Consider the following 16547-nt stretch of genomic DNA (forward strand, 5'->3'; position numbering starts at 1 on the left):
CGGCTCCCATGCCCTTGCCGAGTTCCGAATACGCCATCGCCTTCGCCGCCGCGCTGTGGATCGCGCTGGCCGTCGATCGCTGGCTGGGCGAGCCGCCCGCGGCGCTGCATCCGGTGGTGTGGATGGGTCGCTATCTGGGCATGGGGTCGCGCATCGCGCCGCGCATGCATCAGGCGAAGGCGGTCGATCTGCCGATGTTCTTCTGCGGCGCGCTGGTGTGGTGCGTGGGGGCGATGTGCGTCTGGGGCATCGCGATGGGCCTGCAGACGCTGGCGATGCTGCATCTGCCGGCCTGGGCGGTGGCGCTGGCGCTGGGCCTGCTGCTCAAGCCGCTCTTCGCCTGGCGCATGCTGCGCGACGAGGTGCTCGCTGTCGAGGCGGCACTGGGCGTTTCGCTCGATGCCGGCCGCCAGCAGCTGGCGCGCCTCGTCAGCCGTGACGTCGAGCGGCTCAGCGAGCGCGAGGTGCGCGAGAGCGCCATCGAATCGCTCGCCGAGAACCTCAACGACTCGCTGGTGGCGCCCGTCTTCTGGTTCGTGCTGCTCGGGCTGCCGGGCGCGGCGCTCTACCGCTTCGCCAACACCGCCGATGCGATGTGGGGCTATCGCGGCGAGCGCAGCGGCCGCGACTGGACCTGGTTCGGCAAATGGGCCGCGCGTGCCGACGACGTGCTCTCGTGGATTCCCGCGCGCATCACCGTGGCGCTGCTCGCGCTGGCGGCATGGCGCTGGCCCGGCGGGCTGGCGTTCGAGGCGCGCCGCACGCCGTCGCCCAACAGCGGCTGGCCTATGGCCGCGATGGCGCTGCTCTTGGGCGTGCGGCTGGCGAAGCCCGGCGTGTACGCGCTGAACGCCGAAGGCGCCGCGCCGACGCCGGCCGACACCGGCCGCGCCGCGCAGCTCGGCCAGCGCGGCGTGCTGCTGCTGGCCGGCGCTGTCCTCCTGATCGCGGCCGCGGTGCTGCTCTTCGTGCCATGACCGACGCCGATTCCCTGTTCACCCACGGCGGCCCGGACGCGCTCGGCGCGCCCGCGCACGACTTCTCCACCAACGCGAACGCATGCGGCCCGTGCCCCGAGGCGCTGGAGCGGGTGCGTGCCGCCGACCTGTCCCGCTATCCCGACCCGGCTTACACGGCGCTGCGCGAGCAACTCGCGGCCATGCATGGCGTGCAGGCTTGGCGCATCGTGCTCGCGGCCGGGGCCAGCGAATTCATCCGGCGCATCACGACCTGGGTGGCGGTCGAAGACCGGGGCGGGCATGGCGAAGTAGTGCTGCCAGCCATGTCTTATGGCGACTACGCCGCAAGTGCCCGGGTGCTCGGGTTGCAGGCGGTGCGTGCGCCGGCTGCGGCGCGACGGCCATTGCTGGCTTGGTGCTGCGAACCCTCCACGCCGCTCGGGCAGGCGCAGCCGGGCATCGGCGAAACCGTCGACGCGCTGCCCGAAGGCGTGCCCTGCGTGCTCGACCGCGCCTACGAGCCTCTGCGGCTGGAAGGCCGCCTCGCGCTCAACCAGCGTCAGCTGGATCGCGTCTGGCAGATGTGGTCGCCCAACAAGGCGCTCGGCATGACCGGCGTGCGCGCGGCCTATGCGATCGCCCCGGTGGATGCGCAGGACGCGGTGCAAGCGCTGGTTCGCCTCGCGGCCTCGTGGCCGGTGGGCGCGGACGGCGTGGCAATGCTCTCGGCCTGGACGCAGCCCGGTGTGCAGCAGTGGCTGCGCGACAGTCTCGCCACCCTGCGCGAATGGAAGAATTCGCAGACGGCCCTGTGCCGGGAGATGGGCTGGCAGGTCTGGCCGAGCGAGGCGAACTTCCACGTCGCCAGGCCGGGTGCAGACGATTTCGCCGGCATGCTCGAGCGCCTGCGCGCGTCGGGCATCAAGCTGCGCGACTGCGCCTCCTTCGGCCTGCCTGGCCATGTGCGCATGGGCGTGCTGCCGCCGGCCAGCCAGCAGGCGCTGAAGCAGGCCTGGACAGGCGCCACCTGAACGCCCGGACCAGCCAGAAACCCAAGTACGGAAGAAACAGATGCTCTACGCCATCACCACGCTTTTCCTCTGCCAGCTTGCCGGCGAACTGCTCGTGCAGTGGCTGGGGCTGCCCGTTCCCGGTCCGCTGATCGGCATGGTCTTCCTGTTCATCGGCCTGCTGGTGCGCGGCAGCGTGCCCCAGGTGCTGAGCGACGCCTCGGGCCATCTGCTGCGCAACCTGATGCTGCTGTTCATTCCGGCCGTCACTGGCGTGATGCTGCATTTCGAGCGGGTGGGGCGCGAGTGGCTGCCGTTCCTCGCGGCCGGCATCGTGGGGGCGGCCTTCACCATGACGGTCACCGCGCTCACCTTCCGCTGGATGATCCGCATCACCGGCAAGGACGCCCGGTAAATGACGGCGCCCGCGAAGCTCTTCGAGATCTGGGTGTTCCTGGCCCAGTCGCCGCTGCTGTGGCTGTCGCTCACGCTGCTGGCGTACTTGGGCGCGCTGTGGCTGCACACGCGCAGCGGACGCAACCCGATGGTCAACCCGGTGCTGATCTCGGTGATCGTCATCGTCACGGTGCTGCTGCTCACGCGCACGCCCTACGACACCTATTTCGAGGGCGCGAAGTTCGTGCACTTCCTGATCGGCCCGGCCACGGTGGCGCTGGCCGTGCCGCTGTACGGGCAGCTCGAGAGGCTGCGCCGGCTGTGGCTGCCGATCGGCGTGGCGCTCATCGTGGGTTCGGTCGCGGCCATCGTCTCGGCCGTGGGCATCGCCTGGGTGCTGGGCGGCTCGCACGAGCTGATGATGTCGCTCGCGCCCAAGTCGGCCACCATGCCCATCGCGATGGGCGTGGCCGAGAAGATCGGCGGGCTGCCTTCGCTGGCGGCGGTCGCCGCGGCCGTGGCGGGCATCTCGGGCGCGATCATGGCCACCGGCCTGTTGAACCTGCTGCGCATCAGGGAGCCGGCGGTGCGCGGCTTCGCGGTCGGCATGGCGGCGCACGGCATCGGCACGGCGCGCGCCATCCAGGTGAACGAGACGGCCGGCGCGTTCTCGGCGCTGGCGATGGGGCTCAACGGCATCGCGACCGCGCTGCTGGTGCCGCTGATCGTCAAGCTGATGGGGGCGTAGCGAACGCATGGGCAAGACAGCCGTCGAGCCGCGTCCGATGGAGCTGGTGTGGCCCTCCCGGGCCCGCCTGCCCGGCTACGTCGCGGCGCTCAACCGCGGCTGGTCGCGCGACGAGACGCGGCCGGAGTCGGGCGCCGAGGAGCGCGCCGCCATCGAGGCCGATGCCGACCGCTTCCTCGCGAGCCTGGTGGACCGCGAGGCGAAGGGCGGACGCATCGTCTTGCCCGACGGCTCCAAGGTGCGGCGGCTGCCGGGCTACAAGTGCTGGATGTGGGACGGCGAGTTCTGCGGCAGCATCGACCTGCGCTGGCAGCCCGGCACCGACGCATTGCCCCTCTACTGCCTGGGTCACATCGGCTACAGCGTGGTGCCCTGGAAGCAGCGCAGGGGCTACGCCACGCGCGCGCTCGGCGAGATGCTCAGGCTCGCGGCGCGGGAAGGCCTCCGGCGCGTGGAGATCACGACCAGCCCCGACAACTTCGCCTCGCAGAAGGTGATCGTGGCCAATGGCGGCGAGCTGGTCGAGACCTTCGTCACCCTGCCGAGCCAGGGAAGCGTGGCGAAGCTGCGCTACCGCATCGCGCTTGCCTGAGCCGCCCCTGGCGCAGAATCGCACTCCCGCAAACCGAGCCGGAGAAGAATCACATGGCCCAGTACACAGCGGAAGTCCTCTGGCTGCGCGGCGAGCAGGACTTCCTGTCGAACACCTACAGCCGGCGGCATTCGCTGCGCTTCGACGGCGGCGCCGAAGTGGCTGCGTCTTCCTCGCCGCACGTGGTGCCGCTGCCGATGTCCGACGCATCGGCCGTCGACCCCGAGGAGATGTTCGTGGCCTCGCTGTCGAACTGCCACATGCTGTGGTTCCTCACGATGGCGGTGAAGCGCCGCTTCGTGGTCGACCGCTACTTCGACGCGGCCGTCGGCGTGATGGAGAAGAACACCGAAGGAAAGATGGCGATGACGGTGGTCACGCTGCGCCCGCAGGTGAGCTTCTCCGGCGAGAACCTGCCCACGCGCGAGCAGGTCGAGCAGATGCACCACCGGGCGCACGAGGAATGCTTCATCGCCAACTCGGTGAAGACCGAGGTGCGCTGCGAGCCGGTGTTCTGACCCGGCCGCGCGGGGTCAGCCGACCAGCGAGCGGCTCTTCATCTCGAGCCGGGTGACGAGGCGCTGCAGCGCGCTTTCCGCGCCCGGTGGCAGCGCCAGGAAGCGGAAGCCCAGCTGGTAGCGCGGCGTGCCGTTGGGCTGCAGGCCGGGGCGCAGCGACACCAGTTCCAGGTCGAGCGTGAGGCGCCCCAGGGCGCCCAGCGACAGTTCGCAGTCCCTCAGGAAGGTGCCTACCGGCAGCGCGGCTGCGCGTTCGTCGCGGGTGCGAAGGCCGACGCCGCCCAGCGACAGGTCCTGTACCTCGAAGGAGAACGCCTCGCCCTGGGGCAGGGTGCCGGAGCAGGTGTACGAATCGGCGATCGGCGCATCCACGCGGAAGTACTCGCGCCGCTGCAGGTAGACCAGCATCTCCGGAAAGTCGGCCTCGAACGCCGGCAGGCCCTCGTAGCGGGTCTCGCGCGGCGAGGCGATGGAGAACTCGATGCGCACGCCGTCCTGCTGGGCTTCGAAGTGGCAGCGCGGCGCCGCCAGCAGGCTCTGGTTCTGCTCGGGCGAGGCGCCCCAGTCGAAGATGAAGACTCGGGAGCGGGTGTCCACGTCGAGCAGCTGCGTCACCAGGTGGCCGCCCGCGTACTGCACCGTGAGATTGTCGCGTCGGCTGGCGAGGTTGCGCAGGTGCACGCCGATCTCCACCGGCGTGCGGCGGGTGAATCCGCTGGTGTGCTCGGCTGCATTCGACTGTTCTGTATCCATGAGCTTGTGGTGTGTGTTGTCCGGCGCGCGCATTGCACCGCCGCTCCCGGGGCCTGCCTGCGGACGTCGCTGGTCGGGCCGCGGTACGCATGCGGGCGGAATCGGGACGGTTTTTCGGCATCCGGCCGAACTGGTTAACGGCATTTGCCGCCGGGAATTTAGGGCGGCACGGCGAATTGTCCGCCGCAGCTGCTGCGGCCCCGTGGTCAGCGGCGCTGCAGCCTCGGGTTCTTCGCGAATAGCTCGGCTGCCCAGTCCACGAAGGCGCGCACCTTGGCGCTCAGGTGGCGGTTGGGCGGGTACACCACGTGGATCGGCAGCGGGTCGCGGTGCCAGTCGGGCAGGATCTGCACCAGCTCGCCGCTCTCGAGCAGCGGCTCGGCCATGAAGGTGATGCACTGCGAGATGCCGAAGCCGCCCAGCACCGCGGTGATGTGCGCGTTGCTCTCGTTCACGGACACCCGATAGGGGCCGTTGAGCTCGATCACCTCGTCGCCCTTCTTGAACTCGTGCGGGTACACGCGCCGCGTGGTGCCCGAGAAGTAGCTGACCACGTGGTGGCGCTTCTCGATGTCGTTCGGGTGCTGCGGAATGCCGTAGCGCTTCACGTAGGCCGGCGAGGCCACGGTGACGAAGTCGAGCGTGCCGATGCGCCGAGCCACCAGCGACTGGTCGCTGAGCTCGCCCGCGCGGATCACGCAGTCGACGTTGTCGCTGATGAGGTCGACCGTGCGGTCGCTCACGCCCAGGTCGACCTGGATGTCGGGGTAGCGGTCGCAGAAGGTGGCCAGCGCGGGCAGGATGAGCAGCCTGGCCACCGATGTGCCGACGTCGATGCGCAGCCGCCCCGTGGGGTTGGCCTGCGCGTTCGTCATGCTGGCTTCCATGTCGTCGAAGTCGTTGAGCAGGCGTGCCGCCCGCTCGAAGTAGGCCGCGCCGTCGGGCGTGACCGTGACGCGGCGCGTGGTGCGGTTGAGCAGCTTCACGCGCAGGCGCGATTCGAGCGCCTGAATCTGCTTGGTGACCGTGCCCTTGGGGAGGGCCAGCGAGTCCGCTGCCCGGGTGAAGGTGCCGGCTTCCACGACGCGGACGAAGATCCGCATGGCCTGGATTTGATCCATCGAATGCCTGTTCTGGGTACCCGGCCCACACCGGGGGAGGCGGATTCTCACACAAGGAGACAATTCCCTCCGGTGGCACCGCCTGTTGCCTTGAGCTGTGCTGATTGTTGTCCGTTTGGAAACAGAGTGGGGTCGGCCGGCCTGTTTATGTACAGATCGGCCGACTTATATTTCAACCATCGCCCAAATCCCCGAGGTCGCCCATGTCACCCGTTCCATCGTCCCGTTCTGCCGAAGCCGCCGCCCGCGCTGCGGCGCAAGGCGTGGAAGCCGATCTGTCGATCGAGCTGCCCGGCCGCGAACCGGTCGGTGCCCGCGTGTACGGCCAGCGCGCCAAGGGCGAGGTGGCACCGCTGGTGCTGCATTTCCACGGTGGTACCTTCGTCTGCGGCGGCCTGGACAACGGCCGCAACGTGGCAAGGCTGCTGGCCGGCGCGGGTGCGGTGGTGGTCTCGCTTGCCTATCCGCTGGCGCCCCAGTCGCCGTTCCCGGAACCCATCGAAGTGGGCTATGCGGCCCTCGAATGGCTCTACAAGCAGCGCACCAAGCTCGGCGGCAAGGGCTCCCAGGTCTACCTGGCCGGCGAGGAGGCCGGCGGCAACCTGGCGGCAGCCGTGGCGCTGATCGCCCGTGACCGGGCCCATCCGCCGATCGCAGGCCAGATCCTGCTGTCGCCCATGCTCGACCCCTGCGCCGGTACCGCGTCGCTGCGCAACGCCACCAGCGATGCGACCGAGTGCCGCTGGGCCAGCGGCTGGGAGAAATACCTGAGCTGCCCCTCGAACGCCATGCACCCCTATGCGGTGCCCAGCGGCTCGCTGCGGCTGTCGGCGCTGGCACCGGCGCTGGTGCTGGTCGGCGCCGACGACGCGATGCACGACGAGGCGATGACCTTCGCCAACCGCCTGCGCGCGGCCGGCATTGAGGTCACGAGCAGCGTGCTGCCCAGCGCCTCCAACTGGCCGAAGGCGCTGTACGACACCGAGAACACGGGCTGCGTGGCCTGTGAAGCGGCGGTGCAGCAGCACTTCCGCGAGTTCTTCAGCGCGACCACACCGCCGCCCCCGACGGCCGACCACCCCAGCTAGTTCCCGCCGGTCACCGGCTGCCTGATCGACACGCTGCCAGCGCGGCCGCGTGCCGGGGCCCCTTTTTTCCTGAAATCCCGCCTCCTGGTGCCAAAAGCGCCGGGGTGGCTTGTTGCATCCCAAAAGTCATCGAGAAGGACTGAACATCATGTCGAACAACGAGAAAAAGCTGTCTTCCGCCGCCCGCAAGGGCCTCTGGCCCGCCCTGACCGGCCTCACCGCGCTGCTGGCCGTGGCCGCGGCGGTGGTGGGCATGTACAGCTTCAAGGCCGAAGCCAACAACGCTCCGGCGGCGCCCCAAGCCACGCCGGTGTCGGTCGCCACGGTGGCGGCGAGCGAGATCAACGCCTGGGACGAGTTCTCGGGCCGGCTCGAAGCCGTGCAACGCGTCGACGTGCGTTCCCGCGTGGCGGGCGCCGTGCAGGCGGTGCACTTCCGCGAAGGCGCGCTGGTGAAGCAGGGCGACCTGCTGGTCACCATCGACCCCGCGCCGTACGCGGCCGAGGTCGAGCGCGCCGAGGCGCAGGTGGCTTCTGCCCAGGCCCGCCAGTCCTTCAGCCGCAGCGAGCAGGAGCGCGCCAAGCGCCTGTGGGATGACAAGGCCATCGCCCAGCGCGAGTACGACGAGCGCGTGAATGCCGGCCGTGAAGCCGAAGCCAACCTGCGCGCGGCCCAGGCCTCGCTGCAGTCGGCGCGCCTGAACCTGGGCTACACCCAGGTGCGCGCACCGGTGTCGGGCCGCATCGGCCGTATCGAGGTGACGGTGGGCAACCTGGTGGCGGCCGGTCCGGGCGCCCCGGTGCTGACCACGCTGGTGTCGGTGAGCCCGATCTACGCGAGCTTCGATGCCGACGAGCAGGTCATCACCCGCGCGCTGAAGGAACTGCCCAGCGGCTCCAGCGCGCGCGGCCAGATCGAGAGCATCCCCGTGCAGATGGGCACCGCCGGCATGGACGGCACGCCGTTCACCGGCAAGCTGCAACTGATCGACAACCAGGTCGACGCCCGCAGCGGCACCGTGCGCGTGCGCGCCTCGTTCGACAACAAGGACGGCGCCCTGATCCCCGGCCAGTTCGCCCGCATCCGCATGGGCCAGGCCCGCAACGACACCGCGCTGCTGGTGAGCGAACGTGCCATCGGCACCGACCAGAACAAGAAGTTCGTGATGGTCGTGGGCGAGGACAGCAAGGCTGTCTACCGCGAAGTGACGCTGGGCGCCTCGATCAACGGCCTGCGTGTCGTAAGCAAGGGCCTGAAGGCGGGTGACCGCGTGATCGTCAACGGCCTGCAGCACATCCGCCCGGGTGCGCTGGTGGCGCCGCAGCAAGTGACGATGGACGCCAAGGCGGACCCCAAGCAACAACAACCGGAACGCGTGGCAGAGGCCGCGAAGTCCTGATTTCGGAGGAGGGCGCATCCGCGCCCGCCGGAGAACCAACATGAATCTCTCAAAATTCTTCATCGACCGGCCGATCTTTGCCGGCGTGCTGTCGCTCTTGATGCTGATAGCGGGCCTGATCGCGTTGCGCGGTCTGCCGATCTCGGAGTACCCGGAAGTCGCGCCGCCTTCGGTGGTGGTGCGCGCCCAGTACCCCGGTGCCAATCCGAAGGTGATCGCCGAAACGGTGGCCACCCCGCTGGAAGAGCAGATCAACGGCGTCGAAGGCATGCTCTACATGGGCAGCCAGGCGACCACCGACGGCGTGCTCACGCTCACCGTCACCTTCCGCCTGGGCACCGACCCCGACAAGGCGCAGCAACTGGTGCAGAACCGCGTCTCGCAAGCCGAGCCGCGCCTGCCCGAGGAAGTGCGCCGGCTCGGCATCACGACCGTCAAGAGCGCGCCCGACCTGACGATGGTGGTCCACCTCGTCTCGCCGAACAACCGTTACGACATCAACTACCTGCGCAACTACGCGGTGCTGAACGTGAAGGACCCGCTGGCGCGCATCGAAGGCGTGGGCCAGGTCCAGATCTTCGGCGGCGGCGACTACTCCATGCGCGTGTGGCTCGACCCGCAGAAGGTCGCGCAGCGCGGCCTGTCGGCTTCCGACGTGGTCGCTGCCATCCGCGGCCAGAACGTGCAGGCCGCGGCCGGCGTGGTCGGCGCTTCGCCGGGCCTGTCGGGCGTGGACATGCAGCTGTCGATCAATGCGCAGGGCCGCCTGCAGAGCGAGGAAGAGTTCGGCGACATCATCGTCAAGAGCGGCACCGACGGCGCCGTCACGCGTCTTCGCGACATCGGCCGCCTGGAGATGGGCGCCGCCGACTACTCGCTGCGCTCGCTGCTGAACAACGACCCGGCCGTCGGCATGGGCGTGTTCCAGGCGCCCGGCTCCAACGCGCTCGACATCTCGGCCAACGTTCGCAAGACGATGGCTGAGCTCAACAAGAACATGCCCGAGGGCTTGGAATACCGCATCGCCTACGACCCGACGCAGTTCGTGCGTGCGTCCATCGAGTCGGTGATCCACACGCTGCTCGAAGCCATCATGCTGGTGGTGCTGGTCGTGATCCTGTTCCTGCAGACCTGGCGCGCTTCCATCATCCCGCTGCTGGCCGTGCCGGTGTCGGTGATCGGTACCTTCGCGGTGCTGCACGTGCTGGGTTTCTCGATCAACGCGCTGAGCCTGTTCGGGCTGGTGCTGGCCATCGGCATCGTGGTGGACGACGCGATCGTGGTGGTGGAGAACGTGGAGCGCAACATCGAGGCGGGGCTCACGCCGCGTGAAGCGACCTACCGCGCGATGCGCGAGGTGTCGGGCCCGATCATCGCCATCGCGCTGGTGCTGGTGGCCGTGTTCGTGCCGCTGGCCTTCATCAGCGGCCTGACGGGCCAGTTCTATCGCCAGTTCGCGGTGACCATCGCGATCTCGACGGTGATCTCGGCCATCAACTCGCTGACGCTGTCGCCTGCGCTCGCCGCCTTGCTGCTGCGCGGCCACGATGCGCCCAAGGACGCGCTGACGCGCGGCATGGACCGCGTCTTCGGCTGGCTGTTCCGCGGCTTCAACCGCTTCTTCCATCGCGGCTCCGAGGCCTACAGCGGCGGCGTCAAGCGCGTGATCTCGCGCAAGACCCTGATGCTGGCCATCTACCTCGCGCTGATCGGCGTGACCTTCGGCCTGTTCAAGGCGGTGCCCAGCGGCTTCGTGCCGGCGCAGGACAAGCAGTACCTGATCGGCTTCGCCCAGCTGCCCGACGGCGCGACGCTGGACCGCACCGACGAGGTGATCCAGCGCATGGGCGACATCATGAAGAAGAACCCGAACGTGGAAGACGCCATCGCCTTCCCGGGCCTGTCGATCAACGGCTTCACCAACAGCTCCAACTCGGGCATCGTGTTCGCCACGCTCAAGCCCTTCGACCAGCGCAAGCGCGCCGACCAGAGCGGCGGTGCGGTGGCCGGGCAGCTGAACCAGGCCTTCGCGGGCATCCAGGACGCCTTCATCGTGATGTTCCCGCCGCCGCCGGTGGCGGGCCTGGGCACCACGGGCGGCTTCAAGCTTCAGCTGGAAGACCGCGGCTCGGTGGGCTACGACCAGATGGACGCGGCGGTGAAGGCCTTCATGGCCAAGGCCTACCAGGCGCCCGAGCTGGCCGGCATGTTCACCAGCTGGCAGGTCAACGTGCCGCAGCTGTACGCCGACATCGACCGCACCAAGGCCCGCCAGCTCGGCGTGCCGGTGACGGACATCTTCGACACCATGCAGATCTACCTCGGCAGCCTGTATGCGAACGACTTCAACAAGTTCGGCCGCACGTACTCCGTGCGCGTCCAGGCCGATGCGCCTTACCGCGCCCGTGCCGAGGACGTCGGCCTCCTGAAGGTGCGCTCGACCTCGGGCGAGATGGTGCCGCTGTCGGCGCTGATGAAGGTGAACTCGACCTTCGGGCCCGAACGCGCCATGCGCTACAACGGCTACCTCGCCGCCGACATCAACGGCGGCCCGGCGCCGGGCTATTCCTCGGGCCAGGCGCAGGACGCGATCGTCAAGATCGCGGCCGAGACTCTGCCCAAGGGCGTGACCTTCGAGTGGACCGAGCTGACCTACCAGGAGATCCTGGCCGGCAACTCAGCCTTCCTGGTGTTCCCGCTGGCCATCCTGCTGGTGTTCCTGGTGCTGGCTGCCCAGTACGAGAGCCTGACGCTGCCGATCGCGATCATCCTGATCGTGCCCATGGGCATCCTGGCCGCGATGACCGGCGTGTGGATCTCGGGGGGCGACAACAACGTCTTCACGCAGATCGGGCTGATCGTGCTTGTCGGGTTGAGTGCGAAGAACGCGATCCTGATCGTGGAGTTCGCACGGGAGCTCGAGTTCGCCGGCCGCACGCCCGTGCAGGCCGCGATCGAAGCCAGCCGCCTGCGCCTGCGCCCGATCCTGATGACCTCGCTGGCCTTCGTGATGGGCGTGCTGCCCCTCGTGCTGTCCACCGGCGCGGGCTCGGAGATGCGCAAGGCGATGGGCGTGGCGGTGTTCGCCGGGATGATCGGCGTGACGGCCTTCGGCCTGTTCCTGACGCCGGTGTTCTACGTGCTGATGCGCCGCCTCGCGGGCAACCGCCAGCTCAAGCTGCACGGCCAGGTGCCGCATGGCGAGGACTTCGTGTCGGCCGGGCATCCCGCTGCGCCTGCATCGCACGGCGGCTCGGGCGGCGGCGGACTGAATCCGGTGCCTGCGTCGCCGCGTCCCTCGCACGGTTCGCATGACTGATGAATCGAGAAGAAGAAAGCTGATCATGAAACTCTCAGTACAACCCTTGGTGAAGCCCGTCCACATGCTTCGCACGGCCCTGGTGCCGCTGATGGCCGCCCTGGTGCTGGCCGGCTGTGCCACCGTGCCCTCGGGCCTGCCCGAGATCACGACCACCGCCCAGTTCAAGGAGCAGGGCAAGGAGCAGCAGCAGGGCGCCACGCCGCCCGCCGGCTTCACGCGTGCAGTGCCTGCAGAGGCGCAGCCGCGCGGCGCCTGGTGGCTGGCGTTCAACGACCCGGTGCTCAATTCACTGGTCGAGAAGGCCGACGTCGGCAACGGCAACATCCAGGCCGCCGCCGCGCGGCTGGCCGAGGCCCGCGCGCTGGCGCGCAGCGCCAATGCCGACCGCCTGCCGCAGATCGGCCTGGGCGCTGGCGCCAACCGCGGTGCAGGCCTGGACAAGGCCACCGCCAGCACGCGGCCGGCCACGATGACCAACATCGGCGCCACCTTCTCTTATGAGGTCGACCTGTTCGGCCGCCTCTCGGGTGCGAGCAAGGCGGCGAACCTGGACGCGGCCGGCCGCGAGGCGCTGCTGCAGAGCACGCGCCTGGCGGTGCAGGCCGAAACGGCGCAGACCTACCTGCAGCTGCGCGCGCTCGACGCCGAGCGCGTGCTGGTGCGCGAGCAGGTCGAGGCCTACCGTGACACGCTGCGCCTGTCGCAGCGCCGCGAGCAGGCCGGCGACATCGCCGAGCTCGACGTGGCGCGCGTGCAGACCGAGGTGTCGTCCACCGAATCGGACGCGCTCGCGCTCGACCGCCAGCGCGCCCAGGTGGAGCATGCGCTCGCGGTGCTGGTGGGCGATTCGGCCTCCAGCTTCGGCCTGAGCAGCGCCGAGTGGTCGACCACGCTGCCGAGCATTCCGCCGGGCGTGCCGGCCACGGTGCTCACGCGCCGCCCCGACGTGTCGGCCGCGCAGAGCGCCGTGCTGGCCGCGCAGGCCCGCGTCGGCGTGGCGCAGGCCGCGTGGTTCCCCGACATCTCGCTGACCGGCGCCGCCGGCTATGCCTCGCCCGAGATCGGCGACCTCTTCAAGTGGTCGGCCCGCTCGTGGGGCGTGGGCGCGCTGCTGTCGCTGCCGATCTTCGACGGCGGCCGCCGCGAGGCAGGCGTGCAGGGCGCCAACGCCCAGCTCGACGGCGCGCTCGCGAGCTACCGCACGCAGGTGCTGGTGGCCTTCCAGGAGGTGGAAGACCAGCTGGCCGCCATCCGCACGCTGCAGGAGCAGTCGGTGGTGCAGGCGCAGGCCGTCACCTCGGCGGCGCGCGCCACCAGCCTGTCGGACACGCGCTACCGCAACGGCTACATCAGCCAGCTCGACCTGCTCGACGCCCGCCGCAGCGAGCTGCGCAACCGTCGCCAGGCGCTGCAGGTGAAGTCGGCCCAGTACCAGGCGGCCGTGGGGCTGGTCCGCGCCATCGGCGGCGGCTGGGACGCGCCGGCGCCGGTGGCTTCGGCGGACGGCGCTCGCACCGCCGTGGCTGCCGCCAGGTAGGTAGGGCCGGCGCGGCTGAGTAGCCGGACCCAGGGGACGCGAAGGATTCGAGAAGGGCGCGGAAGACGTCCAGCTTCTTGTGTTTCTCTTTCGCGGCCGGAAGTCCGCCTTTTTCGAATTGACAGCCTGAACGCCGCAAGGCGGTCTTGCGCCGTCGCAGGTTCAGTCGGTTTCGCCGGCTGTGTCTGCGGCGGCGCTTATTTTTTTGAGTTCCAGCACGCCCATGGCCATGGCGTTGGAATAGCTGGTCTGCGCCTGGGGCGCCCGCCGGTAGACCCGATAGTCCAGGGTTTCGGAGGCTTCGTCGGCATGGTGGGCCTCGAGCAGGGTCCAGTAGAACTGGCCCGGCTCGGGTTCCTCGACGGTCAGCGCCAAATCGTTCAAGGCTGGCATGGGTCCCTGGGGTGCGTTGTTGTGACAGTGTGCGACGCCAGGGGGTACGCGGGAAAGCGCCGAACGGATTCACCAGTCGCATTTGCAGTGCCCGGGCGTGAAAGATGTCGCATTCCGGACGCGCAGTCGCAGCGCTCAACGACAATCCCCGGATGAGTTCAAAGGCAAGGGCAATCGGCGAACCGGCGCGCTGCGTCATGGTCCTGGGCACCACCAGCGGCGCCGGCAAGAGCTGGCTGGCCACCGCGCTGTGCCGCTGGTATGCCCGACGGGGCCTGAAGGTGGCGCCCTTCAAGGCGCAGAACATGAGCAACAACGCCCGCGTGGTCGATGGCGGCGAGATCGGCAGCGCCCAGTACTTCCAGGCCCTGGCCGCGAATGCGGTGCCCGAGGTGCGCATGAACCCGCTGCTGCTCAAGCCCGAGCGCGACACCCACAGCCAGGTGGTGCTGATGGGGCAGGTGAGCGAGGCGCTCTCGGCCTTGCCCTGGCGCGGCCGCAGCGAGCGCGTGTGGCCCGAGATTTCGGCCGCGCTCGACGAACTTCGTCCCGAGAACGACGTGGTCGTGATCGAAGGCGCCGGCTCGCCGGCCGAGATCAACCTGATGGCCAGCGACATCGTCAACATGCGCATCGCCCGCCATGCCCAGGCGCGTTGCCTGCTCGCGACCGACATCGACCGGGGCGGCGCCTTCGCCCACCTGTACGGCACCTGGGCGCTGCTGCCGGAGCCCGACCGGGCGCTGCTGCGCGGCTTCGTGCTGAACAAGTTCCGGGGCGACGCCTCGCTGCTCGCGCCGGCCCCGCAGCAACTGCAGGAGCTGACCGGCGTGCCCACGGTGGCGACGCTGCCCATGTGGTGGCAGCACGGCCTGCCCGAGGAAGACGGCGTGTTCGACGACCGCAGCCGCGCCGGCGGCGCCGTCACGCGCACGGTGGCCGTCGTGGCCTATCCGCGCATCAGCAACCTCGACGAATTCCAGGCGCTCAAGAACGTGCCCGGCGTGCGGCTGGTCTGGGCGCGCACGCCCGCCGACGTGGCCGCCGCCGACTGGATCGTGCTGCCCGGTTCCAAGCACACCAGCGGCGACCTGGCATGGCTGCGCGCCCAGGGGCTGGACCGCGCCGTGGCCGCGCATGCCGAGCGCGGCGGTGCAGTGCTCGGCATCTGCGGCGGCCTGCAGATGCTGGGCGAGGCGCTGGTCGATCCGCACGGCATCGACGGCAATGCGCCGGGGCTCGGCCTGCTGCCGCTGGTGACGGTGTTCGAGCGCGAGAAGACGGTGCGGCATCGCACGGCCGGCTTCAGCGAGCTGACCGGCGCCTGGAGCCCGCTCTCAGGCGTGGCGGTGGGCGGCTACGAGATCCACCACGGCCAGACCGCCGAGCACCCGCAGCTCGCGCACGACGGCAGGGCGGTGATGCCCGACGGGCTGGCCTGGCAGAACGCGCGCGGCAACGTGCTGGGCATCTATCTCCACGGCCTGTTCGAGGACCCGGGTGCGCTGCACGCGCTCTTCGGCGCCTCGGCGCCCACGCTGGAATCCACCTTCGACGGCCTGGCCGATTTCATCGACACCCATTTCGAACCCGGTGTTCTTGCCGGGCTGATTGCATGACCGAACCCATCCCCACGATCCCCGACATTTCCGATGCTGCGCTCGCCGCCCGCCTGCAGGCCGCGCTGGACAACAAGACCAAGCCGCTGGGCGCGCTGGGCCGGCTGGAGGCGCTGGCGCTGCGCATCGGCAGCATCCTGGGCACCGACAGGCCGGTGCTGGAGGCGCCGCAGATGCTGGTCTGCACCGCCGACCACGGGCTGGCGGCGCGCGGCGTCTCGGCCTACCCCAGCGAGGTGACCTGGCAGATGGTCGAGAACTTCCTGGCCGGCGGTGCCGCCGTGAGCGTGCTCGCGCGGCAGCACGGCCTGGCGCTGACGGTGGTGGACTGCGGCGTGCGACGCGACTTCCAGGCCCGCCCGGGCCTGGTGTCGCGCCGCATCGCGGCCGGCACGGCCGACGCTTCCGCGGGGCCGGCGATGAGCGCCGGGCAATGCGAGCAGGCGATCGCCAACGGCCGCGAGGTGGTGCGTGCGCTGCCCGGCAACGCACTGCTGCTCGGCGAGATGGGCATCGGCAACAGCTCCTCGGCCGCATTGCTGCTCTCGCGCCTGGGCGGGCTCGACATCGACGCCTGCATCGGCATCGGCACGGGCCTCGACGCGGCCGGCCTGGCGCGCAAGCGCGAGGTGCTGCGGCAGGTGCTGGCGCTGCACGCGGGCGCGACAGCTCCGCTGGAGGCCCTGGCCGCGTTCGGCGGCTTCGAGCTGGCTACGCTGGCCGGCGCGGTGCTGCAGGCGGCCAGCGAGCGGCGGGTGATCGTGGTCGACGGCTACATCGCCAGCGCTGCGGTGCTGGTGGCGCAGTCGCTGCAGCCCCACGTGGTGCAGCGCTGCGTTGCCGCGCACCGCTCGGCCGAGCCAGGGCATGCGCTGCTGCTGGAGCGGCTGGGGCTCGATCCGCTGCTGCAACTCGACCTGCGCCTGGGCGAAGGCTCGGGCGGCGCGCTGGCCTGGCCGCTGCTCGAATCCGCCTGCCGCATCCTGCGCGAGATGGCGAGCTTCGAATCGGCCGGCGTCTCGCGAAAGGACGCATGAGCGCCGCGCCGGGCCGCCCCAAGCAAGCTCGCACCGCAGTGCGAAGCACGGAGGT

15 protein-coding genes are annotated in these 16547 nt (G+C 69.8%); 12 read left to right on the forward strand and 3 right to left on the reverse strand.

The window, feature by feature from the left end:
• Positions 1-8 precede the first annotated feature (8 nt).
• From cbiB to G369_RS0102430, 6 genes are read left to right on the forward strand one after another with little or no spacing between them, the layout of a single operon-like run.
• Complete coding sequence (cbiB, locus tag G369_RS0102405) at positions 9-977, forward strand: adenosylcobinamide-phosphate synthase CbiB (RefSeq protein WP_019652378.1); 969 nt, start codon at positions 9-11, stop codon at positions 975-977.
• Positions 974-1990 (forward strand): aminotransferase class I/II-fold pyridoxal phosphate-dependent enzyme, encoded by a 1017-nt coding sequence (locus tag G369_RS0102410; RefSeq protein ID WP_019652379.1) that lies wholly within the window; start codon positions 974-976, stop codon positions 1988-1990. The genes cbiB and G369_RS0102410 overlap by 4 nt, the downstream gene beginning before the upstream one ends.
• Before the next feature lie 40 nt (positions 1991-2030).
• On the forward strand, positions 2031-2384 hold the full coding sequence (locus tag G369_RS0102415) for a CidA/LrgA family protein (RefSeq protein WP_019652380.1): 354 nt from the start codon (positions 2031-2033) through the stop codon (positions 2382-2384).
• Entirely contained in the window at positions 2385-3113 is a 729-nt protein-coding gene (locus G369_RS0102420; protein ID WP_019652381.1) for an LrgB family protein, read from the forward strand.
• 7 nt (positions 3114-3120) lie between these two features.
• Positions 3121-3705: a GNAT family N-acetyltransferase gene (locus G369_RS0102425; RefSeq protein ID WP_019652382.1), complete on the forward strand. Its 585-nt coding sequence runs from the start codon at positions 3121-3123 to the stop codon at positions 3703-3705.
• 53 nt (positions 3706-3758) lie between these two features.
• A complete protein-coding gene (locus G369_RS0102430; protein ID WP_019652383.1) occupies positions 3759-4223 on the forward strand; it encodes an OsmC family protein in 465 nt (154 codons plus the stop codon).
• A gap of 15 nt (positions 4224-4238) precedes the next feature.
• Here G369_RS0102430 and G369_RS0102435 read toward each other — a convergent pair whose 3' ends face one another.
• Positions 4239-4976: a flagellar brake protein gene (locus G369_RS0102435; protein ID WP_051127540.1), complete on the reverse strand. Its 738-nt coding sequence runs from the start codon at positions 4974-4976 to the stop codon at positions 4239-4241.
• A gap of 206 nt (positions 4977-5182) precedes the next feature.
• Positions 5183-6097 (reverse strand): LysR family transcriptional regulator, encoded by a 915-nt coding sequence (locus tag G369_RS0102440; RefSeq protein WP_019652385.1) that lies wholly within the window; start codon positions 6095-6097, stop codon positions 5183-5185.
• A 203-nt stretch (positions 6098-6300) separates the two neighbouring features.
• Between G369_RS0102440 and G369_RS0102445 the strand changes: the two genes are divergently transcribed.
• From G369_RS0102445 to G369_RS0102460, 4 genes are all read left to right on the forward strand, one after another.
• Positions 6301-7185, forward strand: coding sequence for an alpha/beta hydrolase (locus G369_RS0102445; protein WP_019652386.1), 885 nt, complete (start codon positions 6301-6303; stop codon positions 7183-7185).
• Between the two features lie 148 nt (positions 7186-7333).
• Positions 7334-8584: an efflux RND transporter periplasmic adaptor subunit gene (locus G369_RS0102450; RefSeq protein WP_019652387.1), complete on the forward strand. Its 1251-nt coding sequence runs from the start codon at positions 7334-7336 to the stop codon at positions 8582-8584.
• Between the two features lie 40 nt (positions 8585-8624).
• The gene (locus G369_RS0102455; RefSeq protein WP_019652388.1) at positions 8625-11903 is read left to right on the forward strand and encodes an efflux RND transporter permease subunit; all 3279 of its coding nucleotides are present in this window, start codon (positions 8625-8627) and stop codon (positions 11901-11903) included.
• A 25-nt stretch (positions 11904-11928) separates the two neighbouring features.
• Positions 11929-13443 carry an efflux transporter outer membrane subunit gene (locus tag G369_RS0102460; RefSeq protein WP_026346149.1) on the forward strand — a complete coding sequence of 505 codons (1515 nt, stop codon included), beginning with the start codon at positions 11929-11931 and terminating at the stop codon, positions 13441-13443.
• A 162-nt stretch (positions 13444-13605) separates the two neighbouring features.
• On the opposite strand, the gene G369_RS0102465 is transcribed toward G369_RS0102460, so the two are convergent.
• On the reverse strand, positions 13606-13836 hold the full coding sequence (locus tag G369_RS0102465; protein WP_019652390.1) for a hypothetical protein: 231 nt from the start codon (positions 13834-13836) through the stop codon (positions 13606-13608).
• 152 nt (positions 13837-13988) lie between these two features.
• On the opposite strand from G369_RS0102465, the gene G369_RS0102470 reads away from it, so the two are divergent.
• A complete protein-coding gene (locus tag G369_RS0102470) occupies positions 13989-15455 on the forward strand; it encodes a cobyric acid synthase (protein ID WP_019652391.1) in 1467 nt (488 codons plus the stop codon).
• A complete protein-coding gene (cobT, locus tag G369_RS0102475) occupies positions 15452-16492 on the forward strand; it encodes a nicotinate-nucleotide--dimethylbenzimidazole phosphoribosyltransferase (protein ID WP_019652392.1) in 1041 nt (346 codons plus the stop codon). Before G369_RS0102470 ends, cobT begins: the two co-directional genes overlap by 4 nt.
• Positions 16493-16547: the final 55 nt, after the last annotated feature.

Source organism: Variovorax atrisoli 110B, from assembly GCF_000382045.1.
GTDB lineage: Bacteria > Pseudomonadota > Gammaproteobacteria > Burkholderiales > Burkholderiaceae_C > Variovorax > Variovorax atrisoli.